Annotated in this window: 14 protein-coding genes and 1 pseudogene; 6 read left to right on the plus strand and 9 right to left on the minus strand. The window is 75.4% G+C overall.

The annotated features are described in order from the left end of the window. Positions 1 to 93: 93 nt before the first annotated feature. Both O4J56_RS17530 and O4J56_RS17535 read left to right on the plus strand, forming a co-directional pair. Positions 94 to 906, plus strand: a complete 813-nt coding sequence (locus O4J56_RS17530) for a TIGR03089 family protein (protein WP_270687022.1) — start codon at positions 94 to 96, stop codon at positions 904 to 906. A gap of 107 nt (positions 907 to 1,013) precedes the next feature. After that, a complete protein-coding gene (locus O4J56_RS17535) occupies positions 1,014 to 2,384 on the plus strand; it encodes an LCP family protein (protein ID WP_270687024.1) in 1,371 nt (456 codons plus the stop codon). Positions 2,385 to 2,473: 89 nt separating this feature from the next. Here the strand turns inward: O4J56_RS17535 and O4J56_RS17540 are convergent, their stop codons facing one another. The 3 genes from O4J56_RS17540 to wecB form a co-directional block, all read right to left on the minus strand. After that, positions 2,474 to 4,672 (minus strand): glycosyltransferase, encoded by a 2,199-nt coding sequence (locus O4J56_RS17540; RefSeq protein ID WP_270687040.1) that lies wholly within the window; start codon positions 4,670 to 4,672, stop codon positions 2,474 to 2,476. A gap of 61 nt (positions 4,673 to 4,733) precedes the next feature. Further along, positions 4,734 to 6,437 (minus strand): hypothetical protein, encoded by a 1,704-nt coding sequence (locus O4J56_RS17545; RefSeq protein ID WP_270687025.1) that lies wholly within the window; start codon positions 6,435 to 6,437, stop codon positions 4,734 to 4,736. Continuing rightward, positions 6,434 to 7,537, minus strand: coding sequence for a non-hydrolyzing UDP-N-acetylglucosamine 2-epimerase (wecB, locus tag O4J56_RS17550; protein WP_270687027.1), 1,104 nt, complete (start codon positions 7,535 to 7,537; stop codon positions 6,434 to 6,436). Before wecB ends, O4J56_RS17545 begins: the two co-directional genes overlap by 4 nt. A gap of 123 nt (positions 7,538 to 7,660) precedes the next feature. Between wecB and O4J56_RS17555 the strand changes: the two genes are divergently transcribed. From O4J56_RS17555 to O4J56_RS17570, 4 genes are all read left to right on the plus strand, one after another. Continuing rightward, a complete protein-coding gene (locus O4J56_RS17555) occupies positions 7,661 to 9,385 on the plus strand; it encodes a glycosyltransferase family 4 protein (protein WP_270687042.1) in 1,725 nt (574 codons plus the stop codon). Between the two features lie 362 nt (positions 9,386 to 9,747). Continuing rightward, complete coding sequence (locus O4J56_RS17560; RefSeq protein ID WP_270687028.1) at positions 9,748 to 11,070, plus strand: nucleotide sugar dehydrogenase; 1,323 nt, start codon at positions 9,748 to 9,750, stop codon at positions 11,068 to 11,070. 200 nt (positions 11,071 to 11,270) lie between these two features. Next, positions 11,271 to 12,404, plus strand: coding sequence for a glycosyltransferase family 4 protein (locus O4J56_RS17565; protein WP_270687030.1), 1,134 nt, complete (start codon positions 11,271 to 11,273; stop codon positions 12,402 to 12,404). Positions 12,405 to 12,528: 124 nt separating this feature from the next. Next, on the plus strand, positions 12,529 to 13,137 hold the full coding sequence (locus O4J56_RS17570) for a malonic semialdehyde reductase (protein ID WP_270687032.1): 609 nt from the start codon (positions 12,529 to 12,531) through the stop codon (positions 13,135 to 13,137). Positions 13,138 to 13,179: 42 nt separating this feature from the next. Here O4J56_RS17570 and O4J56_RS17575 read toward each other — a convergent pair whose 3' ends face one another. The 6 genes and pseudogenes from O4J56_RS17575 to O4J56_RS17600 form a co-directional block, all read right to left on the minus strand. After that, positions 13,180 to 14,124, minus strand: coding sequence for a glycosyltransferase family 2 protein (locus O4J56_RS17575; RefSeq protein WP_270687033.1), 945 nt, complete (start codon positions 14,122 to 14,124; stop codon positions 13,180 to 13,182). Between the two features lie 156 nt (positions 14,125 to 14,280). Then, positions 14,281 to 15,051, minus strand: a complete 771-nt coding sequence (locus O4J56_RS17580) for a CDP-alcohol phosphatidyltransferase family protein (RefSeq protein ID WP_270687034.1) — start codon at positions 15,049 to 15,051, stop codon at positions 14,281 to 14,283. After that, entirely contained in the window at positions 15,029 to 16,078 is a 1,050-nt protein-coding gene (locus O4J56_RS17585) for an iron-containing alcohol dehydrogenase family protein (RefSeq protein ID WP_270687043.1), read from the minus strand. Before O4J56_RS17585 ends, O4J56_RS17580 begins: the two co-directional genes overlap by 23 nt. Positions 16,079 to 16,083: 5 nt before the next feature. Beyond that, entirely contained in the window at positions 16,084 to 16,815 is a 732-nt protein-coding gene (locus O4J56_RS17590; protein ID WP_270687036.1) for a phosphocholine cytidylyltransferase family protein, read from the minus strand. A gap of 16 nt (positions 16,816 to 16,831) precedes the next feature. Beyond that, positions 16,832 to 17,434: a DUF5941 domain-containing protein gene (locus tag O4J56_RS17595; protein WP_270687038.1), complete on the minus strand. Its 603-nt coding sequence runs from the start codon at positions 17,432 to 17,434 to the stop codon at positions 16,832 to 16,834. Positions 17,435 to 17,477: 43 nt separating this feature from the next. Then, positions 17,478 to 17,833 (minus strand): annotated as a pseudogene (locus O4J56_RS17600) (hypothetical protein); the annotation flags it as partial.

Raw genomic sequence — 17,833 nt, forward strand, 5'->3', positions numbered from 1 at the left:
TGAACAGGGGCCGACGCGGGAGTAGCATGTCCGCAGCCCCGCCCCTCCCCCACCCGTCCCGGCGGGGCCGCCGAACCAGCGGAGGACCCTCCTGTGCCCGCGGACACCCCTGCGCTCATGTGGCGCGCCGCCCACGACGCCGATCCGTCCCGCCCCTTCGTGACGGCCTACGACGGACCCGTCGGCGGCCGGGTGGAGCTGTCCGGCGCCACGTTCGGCAACTGGGTCGCCAAGACGGCGAACATGCTGGTCGACGGGATCGGAGCGGTCCCGGGCGAGCGCGTGGCCCTCGCCCTCCCGGTGCACTGGCAGTCGCTGGCCTGGCTGGTGGCGTGCTGGTCGGCCGGGGCCGTCCCGGTGCTGCCGGACGGACCCGGCGCCGTGCCCGCGGCCGACATCGCCGTGGCCGACGCCGACCGGATCGGTGCCGCCCTGGACTCCGGTGCGCGCGAGGCGGTCGCCGCCTCCCTCCACCCCCTGGGCGCGCCGCTGCCCGACTGCCCGCCGGCGGCCCTCGACTACGCCGATGAGGTGCGCGGATACGGGGACCACCACACGCCCGCGCCCGCCGCCTCCGACCCGGGGCACCCCGCCCTGGAGTCGGGGGGACGGACGTTCACCGCGGCCGAGCTGGCCGGGGCCGCCCGGGACCTGGCCCGGGCCTGGGAGCTGGCCGACGGGGACCGTGTGGCCATCATCACCTCGGCGCAGGAGCCCCTGGGGGCCCTGGGACCGGACCTGTCCCGGTTCCTCGCCCCCCTCTCCCGCGCGGTCCCGCTGGTCCTCACCCCGGGTATCGATTCGGCTAACCTGCAATCACGGCTTGATATGGAGCGCGCCACGGCCCTCGTCGGCGCACCGCCCGGCACCCCCGCGCCTTCGGGCGGCATCCGGCCACTGTCCTGACGTCCACCCATTGGTTCCCGATGCCGAGAAAACGCCCCTCCACACGCGGCTCCACGCGGGGTCACGCCGCAGCCCGGCGGGCGGTGTCGCCCGCGCGGATCATCGCAATGGTCTCCACCGGCCTGGTCATCGTCAGCCTGCTGACCGGGTACGGGGTCTACTTCAACATCTACAACAAGATCAACCAGGAGGAGATCGACTTCGACGAGTGGGGCGACCGCCCCTCCCGGGTCGACGGGGTCATGAACATCATGATCATCGGCTCCGACGTGCGCAGCGGTGACAACGCCGCCTACGGCGACGCCGAGGGCGAGCGCCCGGACACCCTGGCGATCGCGCACATCTCCCCCGAGAAGAAGGCCGCCACCGTCGTCAACATCCCCCGGGACTCCATCGTCGACCAGCCCGCCTGCGAGCCCAAGGGCGACAAGCCCGGCCAGCAGGCGCACACCGCCATGATCGGCGAGGCGATGAACAACGGCGGGGTCGAGTGCCTGTGGAAGACCGTCGAGTCGCTCACCGACGTGCACATCGACCACTTCGTCAGCGTCGACTTCACCGGGTTCAAGGAGATGGTCGACGCCCTGGGCGGGGTCACCATGTGCATCCCCGAGCCGATCCAGGACAAGAACGCCGGCCACCTGGACCTCCAGGCCGGTGAGCAGAAGCTGGACGGCGAGGAGGCCCTGGGCTATGTGCGCTCCCGCAAGGGCCAGGGCGACGGCAGCGACCTGTCGCGCATCAGCCGCCAGCAGGACTTCATGGGCGCCATGCTCAAGACGGTGATGAGCGGGGACGTGCTGTCCAGCCCCACCACGCTCAACTCCTTCCTCGGCTCGGTCGCCGACTCGCTGACCACCGACGACGGCCTGACGGTGTCCACCATGGGCGACATCGCCGTGGCCATGCGCGAGGTGGACCTGGACGACATCGAGTTCATCACGGTGCCCAACGGCCCGCACCCGGCCGACCCGAACCGGGTGGCCTGGTCCGAGCCGAAGGCCTCGGAGCTGTGGCAGCAGGTCGCCAGCGACGAGATCGGCGGCGGGTCCAAGGACGAGGGCGGCGGATCCGGCGGCGGCGGAGGCGGCGAGGAGGAGAAGGTCGACCCGTCCCAGGTGTCGGTCGAGGTGCTCAACGGCACCTCCATCCCCGGCCTGGCCGACGAGGTCTCGACCGGCCTGACCACCCGCGGCTTCCAGCCCGCGGGCACCGGCAACCCGACCGGGCAGGTCCCGCCGGAGACGACGGTCTACTACGGGCCGGGCCAGGAGGCCGCCGCCAAGGCGGTCGCCAAGACCTTCACCAACGGCACCACCGAGGAGAACGCGGCCCTGGCCGACACCCTGCAGGTGGTCGTCTCCCAGGACTGGGACGGCTTCAAGGCCTCCTCCGGCGGGGGCGGCGGCAGCGGTGGCGGGGGCGGCTCCGGCATCGACTCCAAGAGCGCCTCCGACGCCAAGGTCGCCTGCGGCTGACCCCGTCGGCCGGGCCGGCGGCGGAACGGAACGGGCCCGCACCCCCTCGGGGGTGCGGGCCCGTCGCCGTCCGTGTGCGCGCCCCGGTCCTAGGCCGGAACCGCCTTGGGCAGGTCGACCGGCTCGGGGACCGTGCCCTCGACGATCAGGTCGGTCCACATCCGGCACACCTTGCCCAGCGCGTAGTTGTCCCGGATCTCGGCCTGGGCCGCGCGCCGCGCCGCGTCGAAGCGCCCCTCGGCCACCGTCGCGTGGATCGCCTCGGCCATCGCCGCCGGGTCCTCGTGCAGCCACCGGTGCGAGTAGATGGTGTCGGCCCCCGGCCAGGTCAGCACCGCCGGGACGCCCCCCGACGCGGCGCACTCGGCCGGCGCCAGGTGGAAGCTCTCGTCGTCGCTGGTGGACAGCGTGAAGCCGATCCGCCGCAGCCAGGCGGCCACGTCCGGGCCGAACGGGTCGAACACCACCCCGCCGGCCAGCAGCGGGTCGCGGCGCAGCTCCCGGTAGGCGCGCTCGTAGTACTCGCGCTCCTCGGGCCGGTTCCAGATCCACCAGTAGTCCCAGGGCTGCTTGGACTTGACCGCCAGGGTGAACCGGCGGTCCCGGCGGCGCAGCTCGCGCAGCACCTCCAGGCCCCGGTCGATCCGCTTGCGGGACGGCGCGATGCCGATCATGCCCAGGGTGTACTCGGCCCCCGGCAGCTTGGGCCGGTCCAGCTGCTCGGTGTCCACCCAGTTGGGCAGCACCACGACCTTGTCGGTCGGCCACCCGGCCAGCTCCCGGGTGAGCTGGGCGTAGTAGGGGCTGACGCAGATGACCGCGTCCACCTTCTCGATGTCGAGCTTGCGCGGCCACTCGGCGTACAGCTCGAACCGGTGCAGCCGCACCAGCAGCCGCTGCCCCGGCCGCTTGTGCTCGGCGTAGAACAGCGCGTTGGGGCCGCACCACTCGCAGATCACCACGTCCGCCCAGGAGGCCAGCTCCTTGCTGCGGTACTGGTCGTGGGCGCGCAGCGACTCCCACTCGTCCAGGCGCACGTCCAGCCCGGGCAGCGAGGTCAGGTGCTCGGCCAGCCGGGTGAAGAACTTCAGGTCGTGCCCGGCGATGACCACCTTGAGCGGGCGGCGCGGGTCGGTGCCCTCGGGCCCGCTCGGGCAGGCCGCGTCCAGGTAGGCGCCGAGCCGCTCGGCGGCGCGCTCCAGGGTGAAGCGGGCGGCCGCGGCCCGGCACCGCTCGGCGGCCTCGGCGCGCGGCGCCGGGTCGGCGGCGAGCGCCAGCAGGTCGGCCACCTCGTCGGTGTCGGCCCCCGGCTCGGTGAACAGGGGGTAGTCCTCGCCGAGCAGCGCCTCGTGCATGGGGGTGCGGTTGAGCACCACCGGCAGCCCGAGCGCCCCCATCTCCAGCACCTTGGTGGACAGCTCCAGGCTGGCGTCCATCTCCTCGTCGCGCCAGGACAGCCCGACGTGGCACCCGGCGGCCAGGCGCAGGGCCTCGGCGCGCGGCACGCCGCCGTGCGCGACCAGGCCCTCGCCGCCCTCCAGGGCCTTGCCCATCCTCTTGGCCCACTCCGGGGAGTCCCGGTGCACCTTGTCGCCGACCATGTGCAGCTCGGCGGCGACGCCGCGGTCCTTCAGGGCCCCGGGCAGCCCGGTCATCTCCAGGGTGTTCCACCGGGGCGCGAACTTGCCGGTGTAGACCAGGCGCAGCGGACCGTCGACGGCGGCGGGCGGGGCCGCCTGGGGCGCCCCCTCCTCCAGCACCACCACCGGCGGGAAGAGCACGCTCTTGCCGCAGGCGGCGGGCACCGCGCTCTCCAGGAAGCTCCGCAGCTCCTCGGTCTGGCACAGCACGAAGCGGGAGGCCACCGCGATGTCGGTGAGCTCGGAGACCGCGCCGGCGGTCAGCTCGGGCACGCTCTGCGGAACGTCGGTCAGGTAGGTCCACAGCCGCCCGCTCAGGCGCTCGCTCTGCGCGGCGAGCACCGCGAGCCGCCGCCCGCGCACCACCACCAGGTCGTAGGCGTGCTCGGCGTCCAGCCGCTCCAGCAGCTCCACCGCCTGCTCGGGGGTGAGCCCGCGCGGGCCCAGACCCTCCAGCAGCCCCTCCTCGTAGGGGCGGCGCAGGGCCACCGCCGGGTCGCGCTCCAGCGGCGCCGTCAGCCGGTCGGTGGAGACCTCGGCCTTGAGGAGCAGCGTGGGCGCGCACCCCGCGGCGGCCAGCGCCTGCACCATGGACTGCGCCCACACCGCGGAGCCGTCCATGATGTTCATGTCGACGTCGCCGTACACCAGGGCCCGCAGCCCGCGCCCCGCTTCCGGGGGGCCTTGCCGATTGTCCACGTCTTCCCTTTCACGCCCGCGGCGGCGGGCCCGCCGCCGCGGATGCTCCGATTGCACCGGTGCCGAGCGCCAGCAGGCGGGCGCCGTGCCGGTTCCACAGGCCCGGGTCGATGCCGCGCCCGGCCAGCTCGGTGCGGGCCAGGTCGGGCCGGATCCCGCCGACGAACACGTAGTCCTGGTCGGCGGTGGCCGCCTCCCAGGCGCCGTCGCCGCCGCCGGGGACGGTCGCCGCGCCCACCGCGTCGGCGCCCGAGCACTCGGCGGCGCACAGCAGGTCGGCCAGGAGGCCCGGGCCGCGCGGCTCGCGCCACAGCACCGACCACGGGGCCGAGGCCGCCCGGGCCAGCGCCGCCCAGCGCAGGTGGCCGGGGCCGCCGGAGGGCACCCCGGAGGCGGTGCGCACGGGCACGCCGAAGGAGCGCAGCCGCTCCACCCCGGCCAGGTGGGCCGACTCGGCGGGCACCACCACCTCGGCCGGGGCCAGGTCCTGGCCGAGCAGGTCGTCGGCGAGGGCCAGTGCCTCGGTGTCGTCGGCGGGCGCGGCCAGCACGGCGGCGCGGCGCCCGGCCAGCACCGCCGAGGCGCCGGCCGACCCGGGGGCGAAGTCCACCCGCCCGAAGACCTCGGCCAGGCGCACCGGGACGGCGTCGGTGAGGAACACCGAGCGCAGCACCGCCCGCACCTCCTCGGGGGAGAGCGGCCCGGCCCGCCGGACGCGCTCCAGCTCCTCCAGCACGGCCGCGGGGTCGGCGGCCCCGGGCGGCACCGCGGCCGCCCGGTCCTGCCCGTCCCCGCCGCGCCCCACGAGCAGGGCGCGGGCGCCGCAGGCCAGCGCCCGGTCGGCGGCGGAGGCGTCCTCCACCACCACCGAGGAGCGGGACCGCAGCAGGTCGGGCAGGTCCTCCCAGGACACCTCGGCCGTGCTCGGGCCGTCGTCGCCCAGGGCGCCCAGCAGCCGCCGGGCGGCCGCCCCGGAGGGCCGGGACGCGGCCAGGCGCACCGGCTCGGCGGAGCGCTCGGGGTCGGCGGCGATCGGGTTGAAGCGGTGCAGCGGCACCCCGGTGCCGCCCTCGTGCACCAGGTCGAAGCCGAGGCGGGCCAGCGCGGGCGGCGCGGGCGCGTCGTCCAGCAGCACGGTGGGCACGCCGCGCGCGGCGGCGGCCTCCAGCACCCAGGCCAGGGCGCGGGTGCGGTCGGCGGCGGCCGGGTCGCCGGTGTGCGCCCAGGGCCCGGAGGCGCCGGGCGCCGCCGCCGAGGCGGTCACCAGGACCGCGTCCACGTCGACCGACTCGAAGACCGCCTGGGCGTCGTGCGGCAGCAGCGGCACCACCCGCACGTGGGGCCGCAGCGCCTCGGCGGCCTCGGGCGAGAGCACCCCGGCCACCGACAGGCGGCCGTCGGGCACCCCGGGCGCGCCGCTGAGCAGCCGCGCCTCCTCGCGCTCGGTCTCGTACGAGCGCACCGGGTCGGGCTTGCGCCGCCCCGTGGCCTGGGTGGTGCGCCCGCTGCGGCGCCACAGCCGGAACAGGTCGCGCGGCAGGCGCACCAGGCCCCGCCCGGGGCGCTTGGCCGCCGACGTCAGCGCCCGGCCCACCTGCAGCGAGGTGGAGGCCTCCAGGGCGGCCAGGCGCGCCTGCGCCTCCTGGAGCTGGGCCTCCCTCTCGCCGAGGGCCCGGCGCAGCTGCTCGGTCTGGGACTGTTCTCGCCGTTTCACGGGTTCTTCCTACCTTGTGCGGGGGACAGCACGTCGGCGATGCGCTCCCCGGCGGCGCCGTCCCACAGCGGCGGGACGGCCCCGGCGGGGGCTCCGTTGACCGGCTCGCCGGAGGCGGCCTTGGCGACCAGGGCGGGCAGCTCGGCGAGCTCCTCCCGGGACACCAGGCGGTTGGTGCCGTGGGTGATGGTGACCGGCCTCTCGGTGTTGGGGCGCAGCGTCAGGCACGGCACCCCGAGGATAGTCGTCTCCTCCTGGACCCCGCCCGAGTCGGTGACCACGGCGGCGGCGCCGCGCACCAGCGCGACGAAGTCGATGTAGCCCAGCGGCTCCAGCAGGTGCACGCGGGGGTGGCCGCCGAGCCCGGCGGCGTCGAAGGCGGCCCTGCCGCGCGGGTGCACCGGCATGACCACGTCGATCCGGTCGGCGACCCCGTGCACGGCCGCCACCAGGGCGGCGACCGCCTCGGGGTCGTCCACGTTGGCGGGCCGGTGCAGGGTGGCGGCGACGTAGGAGGCGGGCAGGCCGTGGCGGGCCCGCAGCGCCTCGGCGTCGAACCGGTCGAGGTTGGCGGTCAGGGTGTCGATCATCGGGTTGCCGACCAGGTGGATCCGGTCGGCCGCGATGCCCTCGTCGGCGAGGTGGGCGACCGCGTCGGCGCTGGTGGCCAGGCACACGTCGGACAGCCGGTCGGTCACCACGCGGTTGACCTCCTCGGGCATGGTCCGGTCGAAGGAGCGCAGGCCGGCCTCCACGTGCGCCACGGCGATGCCGAGCTTGGCGGCGGTGAGGGCGGCGGCCACGGTGGAGTTCACGTCGCCGTAGACGATGACCGTCTCCGGTGAACGCTCGGTGAACTCCCGTTCCAGGCCGGTCATCAGCGCGGCGGTCTGCTGGGCGTGCGAGCCCGAGCCCACCCCCAGGTCGGCGTCGGGGCGGGGCAGCCCCAGGTCGCGGAAGAACACCGCGGACATGCGCTCGTCGTAGTGCTGGCCGGTGTGCAGCACCTGCTGGGCGGCGCCGCGCCGGTCAAGGGCGGCCACCACCGGCGCCGCCTTCACGAAGTTCGGGCGCGCTCCCACGATGTGCAGGAATGCCATCGACCTCTTCCCTCGTTCCTCGCCCCGGTCCGCTCGGGACCGGCGTGTTTTCCTCCGGCGACGCGCGCGGGACGCCCGGGCGTCACCGCGGGGACACCGCCGCGTGGTTGCCTACCGATCGTGTTGCCCATCATCAGAGCGGCGTCCTACGCCGCCACCCTGGCCTGGCGCCACCTGCGCAGCGAGCCCGCACGGGCCCCGCTGCTGGCGCTGCGCGTCCTCCCCTCCCCGCTCCGCCGGGCGGTGCGCGGTGCCGCCGCCCGCGGCGGCCCGCTGGTCCGCGCCTACGCGCTGGCCGACGCCGGCGACACGGCGGGCGCCGCGCGCACCGCGCGGCACGCGTGCTCCGGTGCGGCGCCCGGCCGCACGGCGCGCATGGCCGCACTGGCACTGGCCGTCCGGGACACCGCCCTGGCCGACGAGCTGGCCGGGGCGCTGCCGCCGGGCCGCCGCCGGGCGACCCTGGAGCGCCGCTCGGCCCTGCTGTCGGGGCGCGCGGTGGCCGCCGGTCCGGACCCGCAGGTGGTGGAGCCGGTCCGCCCGCCCTCGCTCACCGTAGCCCGGGGGCGGAGAACGCTGCGCGACGGCGCGGTGAACGGTGGGCGATCAGCACAGATCGGGGCGTGTGTGCTGCATCTGGTGACCAACGCGCTGCCGCACACCAACGCCGGGTACACGCAGCGGACGCACCGGATCGCGGTGGCGCAGCGGGAGGCGGGGCTGGACGCCCAGGTGGCGACCCGGGCCGGGTACCCGGTCTCGGCGGGGGTGCCCGACCCGCGGCCGCGGGTGGTGGTGGACGGGGTGCCCTACCACCGGCTCATGCCCTGGGCGGCGCCCGCGGACGACGGCGCGGAGCTGCGGGCCGGTCTGCGCCTGGCCGGGCGGCTCGCCGACCGGCTGGAGCCGGACGTGCTGCACGCGGCCTCCAACCACCGCAACGGGCGGCTGGCACTGGAGCTGGGGCGCGCCCGCGGGCTGCCGGTGGTCTACGAGGTGCGCGGCTTCCTGGAGGAGTCGTGGCTGTCCCGGGACCCCTCCCGCTCCACGGGGGACGCGTTCTACCAGGCGGAGCGGGCCCACGAGACGGCCTGCATGCGCGGCGCGGACCTGGTGGTGACGCTGGGCGAGGCGATGCGCGCCGACATCGCCGCGCGCGGGGTGCCCGACGAGCGCATCCTGGTGGTGCCCAACGCGGTGGCCGCGTCCTTCCTGGAGCCGCTGCCGGACGGCGCGCCGGTGCGCGAGGCGCTGGGCATCGCGCCGGAGGCGTTCGTGGCCGGGACGACGACGAGCTGCTACGGCTACGAGGGCCTGGACGCGCTGCTGGACGCGGTGGCGGTGCTGCGCGGGCGCGGCACGGACGCGCACGCCCTGGTGGTCGGCGACGGGCCCGAGCTGCCCGCGCTGCGCCGCCGGGCGGCCGAGGCGGGCCTGGAGGGGGCGGCGCACTTCACCGGCCGGGTCCCGGCCGAGCGGGTGCGCGCCCACCACGCGGCGCTGGACGTGTTCGCGGTGCCGCGCCGGGACGAGCGGGTGTGCCGCCTGGTGACGCCGCTCAAGCCGGTGGAGGCGATGGCCGGGGGGCTGCCCGTGGTGGCCTCCGACCTGCCCGCGCTGCGCGAGCTGGTGGAGCCGGGGGGCGCCGGGGCGCTGGTGCCGCCGGGGGACCATGGCGCGCTGGCCGACGCCCTGGGGGCGCTGGCCGAGGACCCGGCGGAGCGCGCGCGGCTGGGCGCAAGGGCCCACGCGGCGGTCGGCCGGGACCGGACATGGGCCGCCGCGGCCGAACGGTATTCGGACGCCTACGCGGTTTTCACCGGTTTCTCGGGGCCGAGCAGGGTGTGACCGGTGGGCACGGAAGGAACCCGAAGTGACGCCGGAGTTAATTCCTCCGGGCGGTTCGGAATTCCGGTGATCCCACCAGCGAAAACCGCCGTACAGTCGGAAATCGGGCACCGGTGGCGCCCGTGGGACCTGGGCGGACGTCCGCCGCGGCCCTGCGGCGACACCGCCGGAACGGCACGCATATCCCACCCCTGGGGGCCGAATATGCACTCTTCGCCGAGATGTCCGGAGCTGGCCGATGCGGCCGTGCGCCGTCATCGGAGAACTACGCTCGGGCGTCTAGCCGAAGCGAGCACCGTTCCCCGACACATCGTTTTCCACCGCTGCTTTCGAGCACCGCTTCCAAGAAGGTGAGGGGCCCTGTGGACGCCGCTACCCCGACCACGGACCTGGTCGTCATCGGACTCGGATACGTCGGCCTCCCGCTGGCCCAGGAGGCCGTCCGCGCCGGCATGGCGGTCACCGGCCTGGACGTCAGCCCCGCGGTCGTCGAGGGCCTGAACTCCGGCGCCTCGCACGTGGACGACCTGTCCCCCGGCGACGTGGCCGAGATGCTGGACGGCGGGTTCACCGCCACGGCCGACCCCGAGGTGCTGGGCCGCGCCTCGACCATCGTCGTCTGCGTGCCCACCCCGCTCTCCGAGGAGGGCGGCCCCGACCTGGGCGCCGTCTCGGCGGCCGGGCGGATGATCGCCGAGCGCCTGCGCCCGGGCACCCTGGTGGTGCTGGAGTCCACCACCTACCCGGGCACCACCGAGGAGGTGCTGCGCCCGCTGCTGGAGGAGTCCGGGCTGGTCGCCGGGGCCGACTTCCACCTGGCGTTCTCGCCCGAGCGCATCGACCCGGGCAACCCCGCCTTCGGGGTGGCCAACACCCCCAAGGTCGTCGGCGGGATGACCGAGCGCTGCGGCGAGCTGGCCGCCCGGTTCTACGGCCGGTTCGTCTCGGAGGTGGTGCGCGCCCGCGGCACCCGCGAGGCGGAGATGGCCAAGCTGCTGGAGAACACCTACCGGCACGTCAACATCGCGCTGGTCAACGAGATGGCGGTGTTCTGCCAGGAGCTGGGCGTGGACCTGTGGGACTCCATCGCCTGCGCGGCCACCAAGCCGTTCGGGTTCCAGGCGTTCTACCCCGGCCCCGGGGTCGGCGGGCACTGCATCCCGATCGACCCCAACTACCTGTCGTACAAGGTCAAGACCCTGGGCTACCCGTTCCGGTTCGTGGAGCTGGCCCAGGAGATCAACAGCCGGATGCCGGGGTACGTACTGCAGCGCTCCCAGGAGCTGCTCAACGACGCCGGGCTGGCGCTGTCCCGCTCGCGGGTGCTGCTGCTCGGCGTCACCTACAAGGCCGGGATCGCCGACCAGCGCGAGTCGCCCGCCCGGCCGGTGGCGCGCAAGCTGGCCGAGAAGGGCGCGACGCTCACCTACCACGACCCCTACGTCGAGGAGTGGAGCGTGGGCGGGCGGGACGTCCCGCGCGCGCTGGACCTGGAGGAGGCGCTGCGCGAGGCCGACCTGACGGTGCTGCTCACCGACCACCCCGACTACCGGCCCAAGCTGCTGACCGAGCACGCCCGGCTGCTGCTGGACACCCGCGGCGTGCTGCGCCGCCTGGGGCCGGACGTGCCCGAGCAGGGCCGCACCACCGCCCCCATCGAGCGCGAGGGCGTGCAGGTGCTCTGACGCCCGGCCCCCACCCGTAGGCCCCCGGGGCCCGGCTCCTCGCGAGCCGGGCCCCGCATTTTCATCACCCCCACCCCTGTGCGTAACCGCGCCATTCACCCTCCGTTTCCCGCCCCCGCCTAGGTTGGGCCCAGGTCGGCCGCCCGCCCGGGCGGGTTCTCCCCTCCGGCCCGGGACAGGAGCATCAGGCGGAGGCGCTCATGCACGCACTCGTGGCCACCGTGGTCCACCACCCGGAGGACGCGCGCATCCTGCACCGGCAGATCCGCGCGCTGCTGGACGCCGGCCACACGGTCACCTACGCCGCTCCCTTCCGCGAGCGCGGGGTGACCCCCTGGCCCGAGCTGGAGGCCGTGGACCTGCCGCGCGCGGCGGGACGGCGCCGCGTGCGGGCACTGCGGGCCGCCCGGGCCGCGCTCGCCGAGCACGCCCCCAGGGCCGACGTCCTGCTCTTCCACGACCCCGAGCTGATGCTGGCGCTGCCCCGGCGGCGCCCGGCCACCGTGTGGGACGTGCACGAGGACGCGGCCGCCGCGCTGCTCACCAAGCCGTGGATGCCCCGGCCGCTGCGCCGCCCGCTGGCCCCCGTGGTGCGCTCGTTCGAGCGGCGCGCCGAGGGCCGCATGCACCTGCTGCTGGCCGAGGAGGGCTACCGAGGCCGGTTCGCCGGACCCCACCCGGTGGTGCCCAACACCACCTTCGTCCCCGAGCGCCCGGCCCGCCAGCCCGGCCACGACCGCATCGTCTACCTGGGCCACCTGTCCACCGCCCGGGGCGCCCACGAGCTCGTGGAGGCCGGGCGGCTGCTGCGCCCGCACGGGGTGCGGGTGGACGTGATCGGCGCCGCCGATCCGTCGGTGCGGCCGATGCTGCGCGCCGCCCAGCAGGAGGGGGCGGTGCGCTGGTTCGGGTTCGTTCCCAACGACCGGGCCCTGCGCATGGTCAGCGGGGCGATGGCCGGGGTGAGCCTGCTGCACGACACGCCCAACTACCGGCACTCGCTGCCCACCAAGGTGGTCGAGTACATGGCGCACGGGCTGCCGGTGATCACCACCCCGACCCCGGCGGCCGAGGCGCTGGTGACCGGCCGCCCGGAGGGGGCCTGCGGGATCGTGGTCCCGCACGGCGACCCGCGGGCCGCCGCCGAGGCGGCGCTGCTGCTGCGCGGCGACCCGGGGCTGCGCTCCCGCTTCGCCCGCACCGGCCACGAGATCGCCCGGGAGCACTACCACTGGCCCGTGCAGGCCAAGGCGTTCGTGCGCCAGCTGGAGGAGTGGGCCCGCGCCGAGCCGGGGCTGCGGGCGTTAACGCACCGCGCACCGGCGCCCGCGTGAGCACCGCCACACCGGCGGCCGTGCCGGAATAGCCTCCCTCGGGGCCGGGTTGCCCCCGTCGTGTCCGCGTGACCCATGCAAACGCATTGAACCCGCGCGCGGACCCGGCACGAGAGGAGAACCCATGACCGCGAGCGCCGACCCGCTGGCCCTGCCCAAGGACGCCCAGGACCTGCTCTTCCGCGAGGCCCGCTCGGCCAACGCCTTCGGCCCCGGGCCCGTCCCGGAGGAGAAGCTGCGCGCCGTGCACGACCTGGTCAAGTACGGGCCGACCGCGATGAACGTCCAGCCCCTGCGCATCCTGCTGCTCCGCTCCGCCGAGAGCCGCGCCCGCCTGATCCCCCTGCTGGGCGAGGGCAACCGCGCCAAGACCGGGTCCGCGCCGCTCACCGCCGTGCTCGCCTACGACACCGACTTCCACGAGAAGGCCGAGACCTTCTTCCCCGACCGCGCCGAGATGGTGCGCGGCGCCTTCGCCGACCCCGGGGCCCGGCCCGGGGCGGCGGCGCTCAACGCGCACCTGCAGGCCGGCTACTTCCTCCTCGGCGTGCGCGCGGCCGGGCTGGCCGCCGGCCCGATGAACGGGTTCGACCACGCGGGGGTGGACGCCGAGTTCTTCTCCGGCACCGCGCTGCGCAGCTTCATGGCGGTCAACATCGGCGAGCCCGCCGGGCCGCACGCCTTCCCCCGCCTGCCCCGCCTGGAGTACGGCGAGGTCTGGACCGAGCTCTGAGCCGGGCTCTGAACCGGGCTCCGAACCGGCTCCGGGCCGGGATCAGATGACGGGCGGGCGGCCGTCGCGGGTCATCCGCCAGGCCGTCCGCCAGGAGATGGGGGTGCGCGGCCCGGCCTCGGTGCGCCACCCCTCCCTGAAGCCCTGGAACCAGGCGCGCAGGGCCGTCCCCGAGCGCTCCCGCAGCACCGTCATGCCCACCCAGTTCGCCAGGTAGACCCCGGCCAGCGGCCACGGCAGGTTGCGCCGGGCCAGCCAGACCCGGTTGCGTGCGTTGAGCCGGTAGAAGTCGGCGTGCCGGGTGGGCGCCGTCGCCGGGTGGTACATGACCGCCTCGGCGTCGTACTCGATGTGGAACCCGGCGTCCAGGATGCGCCAGGCCAGGTCGGTCTCCTCGTGGGCGTAGAAGAACCCGCCGGGCAGCCCCCCTCCGGCCGCGAAGGCCTCGCGGCGGATGGCGCAGGCGCCGCCCAGGAAGGTGGTCACCCGGCTGGAGCGGCGCGGGTCCCCCGCGCGCAGCCGCGGCACGTGGCGGCGCTGGTCGGGCCCGCCGTCCGGGTCGGCGATGCGGAACGACAGCGCCCCCAGGCCCGGGTCGGCGGCGAACCGGTCGGCGATGCGGCGGCACAGGTCCGGCGAGCGGTACCAGCCGTCGTCGTCGAGGAAGAGCAGGATGTCGCCGTCGGTGGCGGCCACCCCCTGGTTGCGCCCCTCGGGGATGCCCAGGTTCTCCTCCAGGCGCAGGGTCGCCACGCCCTCGGGCAGCTCCGGGAGGTCGGAGCCGTTGCCCACGACCACGACGTCGACGTCGGCGCCGCGCTGCTCCAGCACGCTGTTGACCGCGCGGCGCAGCTCGGCCGGGCGGTTGCCCATGGTCAGCACGACGCACGAGATCTTCAAGCGCTCGGCACCTCCGGCGGGCGCTGGCGCGGAGGCCTCCTGCTGGACGGCCTCCCGGGACGCTTCCTCGGACACGGGTCGGTTCATGGCAACCGTTCGTAGGCGTGGACGACGGGTGGACGGGACCTTACACTCCCGCGAACCCGCTAACGAAAAGATAAGGGACGGTTTCCTTTCCCGCCACGGCGGGAAGGGCGGCGCCCGGCGTGTCGGGGCGCCGCCCGCGGGCCGCCGCTGCGGCGGCTACTCCAGCCGCCGCGAGGCCAGCACGCTGACCAGGTGCAGCACGGTCTGCAGGGCGGCCACCGCCACGCACACCGCCATCAGGACGCGGGTGGCGGCCAGGTCGCCGCGGACCGCGTCCACCACCGCGACGCCCACCAGCAGGATCGACAGCTCCACCGCCTGGATCACGCGGTGGAACCGCAGAGCCGAGGCCGCCTTGCGGGCCAGGCTCAGCCCGGAGGAGCGGGGGCGCATGGCCTCCTGGGAGACCTGCTCGGGCAGCCCGGCCTTGGCCCGGGCCACCACCACGTTGTCGGTCTCGGCCTTGATCAGCGCCACGCCGATCGCCCCGGCCATCCCGGCCACCACCCAGCCGCCGGGCTCGAACGCGCCCTGCGCGCGCACGCCCAGCCCGATGAGCAGGGCGATCTCGGAGACGTAGTGGCCGATGCGGTCCAGGTAGATCCCGGCGGTGCTGGTGCGGCCGGTGTAGCGCGCGACCTCGCCGTCGACGCAGTCCAGCAGCAGGTAGACCTGCACCATGGCGAAGGCCAGCAGCGCCGACCACAGGCCGCCGAAGGCCACGACGGCGCCGGCCAGCACACCGAAGGCCATCATCAGGTAGGTGATGGGGTTCGGCGGCACGCCCAGCCGCACGAACACGGTGCTGAGGTAGGGGGACAGGTCGCGCATGTACAGGCGACCGGCCCAGTGCTCCTCGTTGACGCGCTCCTTGACGCCCTCGGGCTGGCCCCCGGCGCGGACCTCAGCGACCGACGGTTTGGACATACTCACCGACGCTCCGCCGAATCTCGTCCTCGGACAGGTCCAGGTGCTCCAGCACCGTGTAGCGCCCCGGCCGGGTGGCGGGGGCGTGCGCCACGGCCCGGGTGAACATCTCCTCGTCCAGGCCGACGTCCCCGGGGGTCAGGGGCAGCTCGTGGCGGAGCAGGCAGGCGCGGATGTCCCGCATGCGCCGGTCGTCCTCGCCCAGGTGCCGGGTGCGCAGGAAGTAGGCGAACAGGGCGCCGATCCCGGCCAGCTCGCCGTGGTTGCTCACCCCGGGGTACAGGTGGGTGACGGCGTGCAGGATCTCGTGGCACCCGCCGCTGGCCGGGCGGCTCGACCCGGCCACCGACATCGCCATCCCGGACAGCACCAGCGCCTCGGCGAGCACGGTGAGGAACTCGTCGGACTCGACCGAGTCGGTGCGGTAGAGCACCGCCTCGGCGGCGACCCGGGCGAAGGTGACGGCCATGCCGTCCACCGGCTCGCCCTGCTCGCGCCCGGCCAGCTCCCAGTCGGCGATCGCCGACAGGTTGGAGACGACGTCCCCCACCCCGGAGCGGACCAGCCGCTGCGGCGCGGCGCGCACGTAGTCCACGTCGATGACCACCGCGATGGGCATGGACACCCCGTAGGTGCCCTTGCCGCTCTCGTGCTCCAGGGACGCGGTGGGCGAGCAGATGCCGTCGTGCGCGAGGTTGGTGGCCACGGCGACCATCGGCACGCCGGCCATGGAGGCGGCGTACTTGGTCACGTCGATGGTCTTGCCGCCACCGATCCCGGCGACCGCCTCGTAGGCGCCCGCCCGCAGCTTCTTGCCCAGCTCGGTGGCGGCGTCCACGCTGCCGCCGTCGACCTGGACCACCTCGCAGTCGGGCATGTCGAGGTCGGCGGCGATCTGGCCGCCCTGCCCCGGGCCGACCGCGACGGCGATGCGGCCCGAGGTGGCGATGCGGCGGTCGGACAGGACCGACCCGAGGGAGGCGATGGCGCCCCGGCGCACGTCGATGGTGAGCGGGGACGGCAGCATCCGGGCTAGTAGCGGCATGCGATCTCCCGGGCGCGCGCGAGGTCGTCGTGGTCGTCCACCTCGACCCAGTCGACCTTGCCGATCGGGGCGACGGCGATCTTCCCGCCGCGGGCGACCAGCTCCTGGAAGCCGTCCTCGTAGTACAGGTCCGGGTCGCGCTCCCAGACGGCCTTGAGGGCGTCGGCCAGGCGGCCGGCGACCGCGCCGTCGACGAGGGTGGCGCCGATGTACTCCCCGGCGGCGGTGGCCGGGTCCATCTTCTTGGTGATGCGCTCCAGGTGCCCCGAGCCGTCCAGGGTCACCTTCATCTCCTCGTCGGCCAGGGTTTTGACGTTGTCCACCGCCAGGAGGAGCTCCGGCCCGCGTGCGGCCAGTAGCGTCTCTTCCACACTCACGGGGTGCACCGTGTCGCCGTTCACCAGGAGGACGCCCTCGGAGAAGTACTCACGCGCGGTCCACAGGGAGTAGGCGTTGTTCCACTCCTCGGCCTTGTCGTTGTACACGAGCGTCAGCTTCACGCCGTGGCGGCGCTCCAGCGCCTCCTTGCGCTCCTCGACCGCCTCGGAGCGGTAGCCGACGACGACCACGACGTCGGTCAGGCCCGAGGCCGCCAGGTTGCGCAGCGAGATGTCCATGATGGTGGTCTCGCCGTCGACCGGCACCAGCGCCTTGGGGAGCGTGTCGGTGTAGGGGCGCAGCCTCCGGCCGGCTCCGGCCGCAAGAACCATACCGAGCATGTACGCGCGTTCCTCCTTATGTCGTGGGGGCGCCTGCGCCTCCCGGTTCGTCGCCGGTGTCCGCCAGGTCGGCCACCGGTGTGCGGGCCCAGCCCGCCACCGCCCCGTAGGCGAGCAGCACGGCCAGGTAGCCGGTGAGCGCGCCGAAGGCGAACGGCAGCCAGCCCAGGGCGCCTCCCGCGGCGGCGAGCAGCATGCGGCCGTCCCATCCGAGCGCCGCCCGAGCGGCCCGGTCCGGTGGACCGGCCCCTTGGCGTGCCCGGCAGACGGTACCGCAGTGGTGCAGGGCCACCACGACCAAGAGTACGAACACCAGGGGGCCCGGTACGCCGCCGCCCGTGCCCAGCGCGAGCAGGTACAGGTACTCGGCCCCGCGCAGGAGGGGGACGGCGAGGGGGTCGTGGCGGCCGCCGTGCGGATGCGCCGAGGCGGCCCCGGCCAGCAGGAGCGCGGCCACCGGTGCGAACAGGGTAATGCCTGTGGCCGCCCCCAGGCCTGCCGCGAGCAGGACGCCGGTCACCAGGGCGGCGGCGGCCGCGGGCGGCAGCGGCGGCAGTGCGCCGCCCGCCAGGCGCCCCAGCAGCCGCGCAAGGTGACCATCATCACGGAGAAACCGCACGTCGACGCGTGTCGACCGGCGGCCCGGGGGGAACCCGTCCACGCTAGCCGCTCGACCCCCTCCCCGGCCGGGGGTCCGCCAGGGCGGCGGTCACCGCGATCGCGCACCCCACCATGAGTGCGATGCAGGTCACGCGCGCGTCGGCCGCCAGGGCGCCGGCAGCGATGACGGCGAACCGCAGCGGCCGGGGGAAGGCCGCCGCCTCCCGGAGGGCGCCGACGGCGGCGGGGCGGCGCGCGGCCCCCGCCCGCCGCACCCCGTCCCGGGGGCCGCGGCCCCGGGCCCCGAGGGCCCGCTGCGGGCCCAGCAGCTCCTCGGCCAGGCCGGGGTCGGTGCGCTCGGGGACGGCCTCCATCCCGGGCAGACGCGCCAGCGGTGAGCCCTCGCGCGGGGCGGGCA

Origin of the sequence: Nocardiopsis endophytica, from assembly GCF_027706725.1 — a bacterium.
GTDB lineage: Bacteria > Actinomycetota > Actinomycetes > Streptosporangiales > Streptosporangiaceae > Nocardiopsis_A > Nocardiopsis_A endophytica.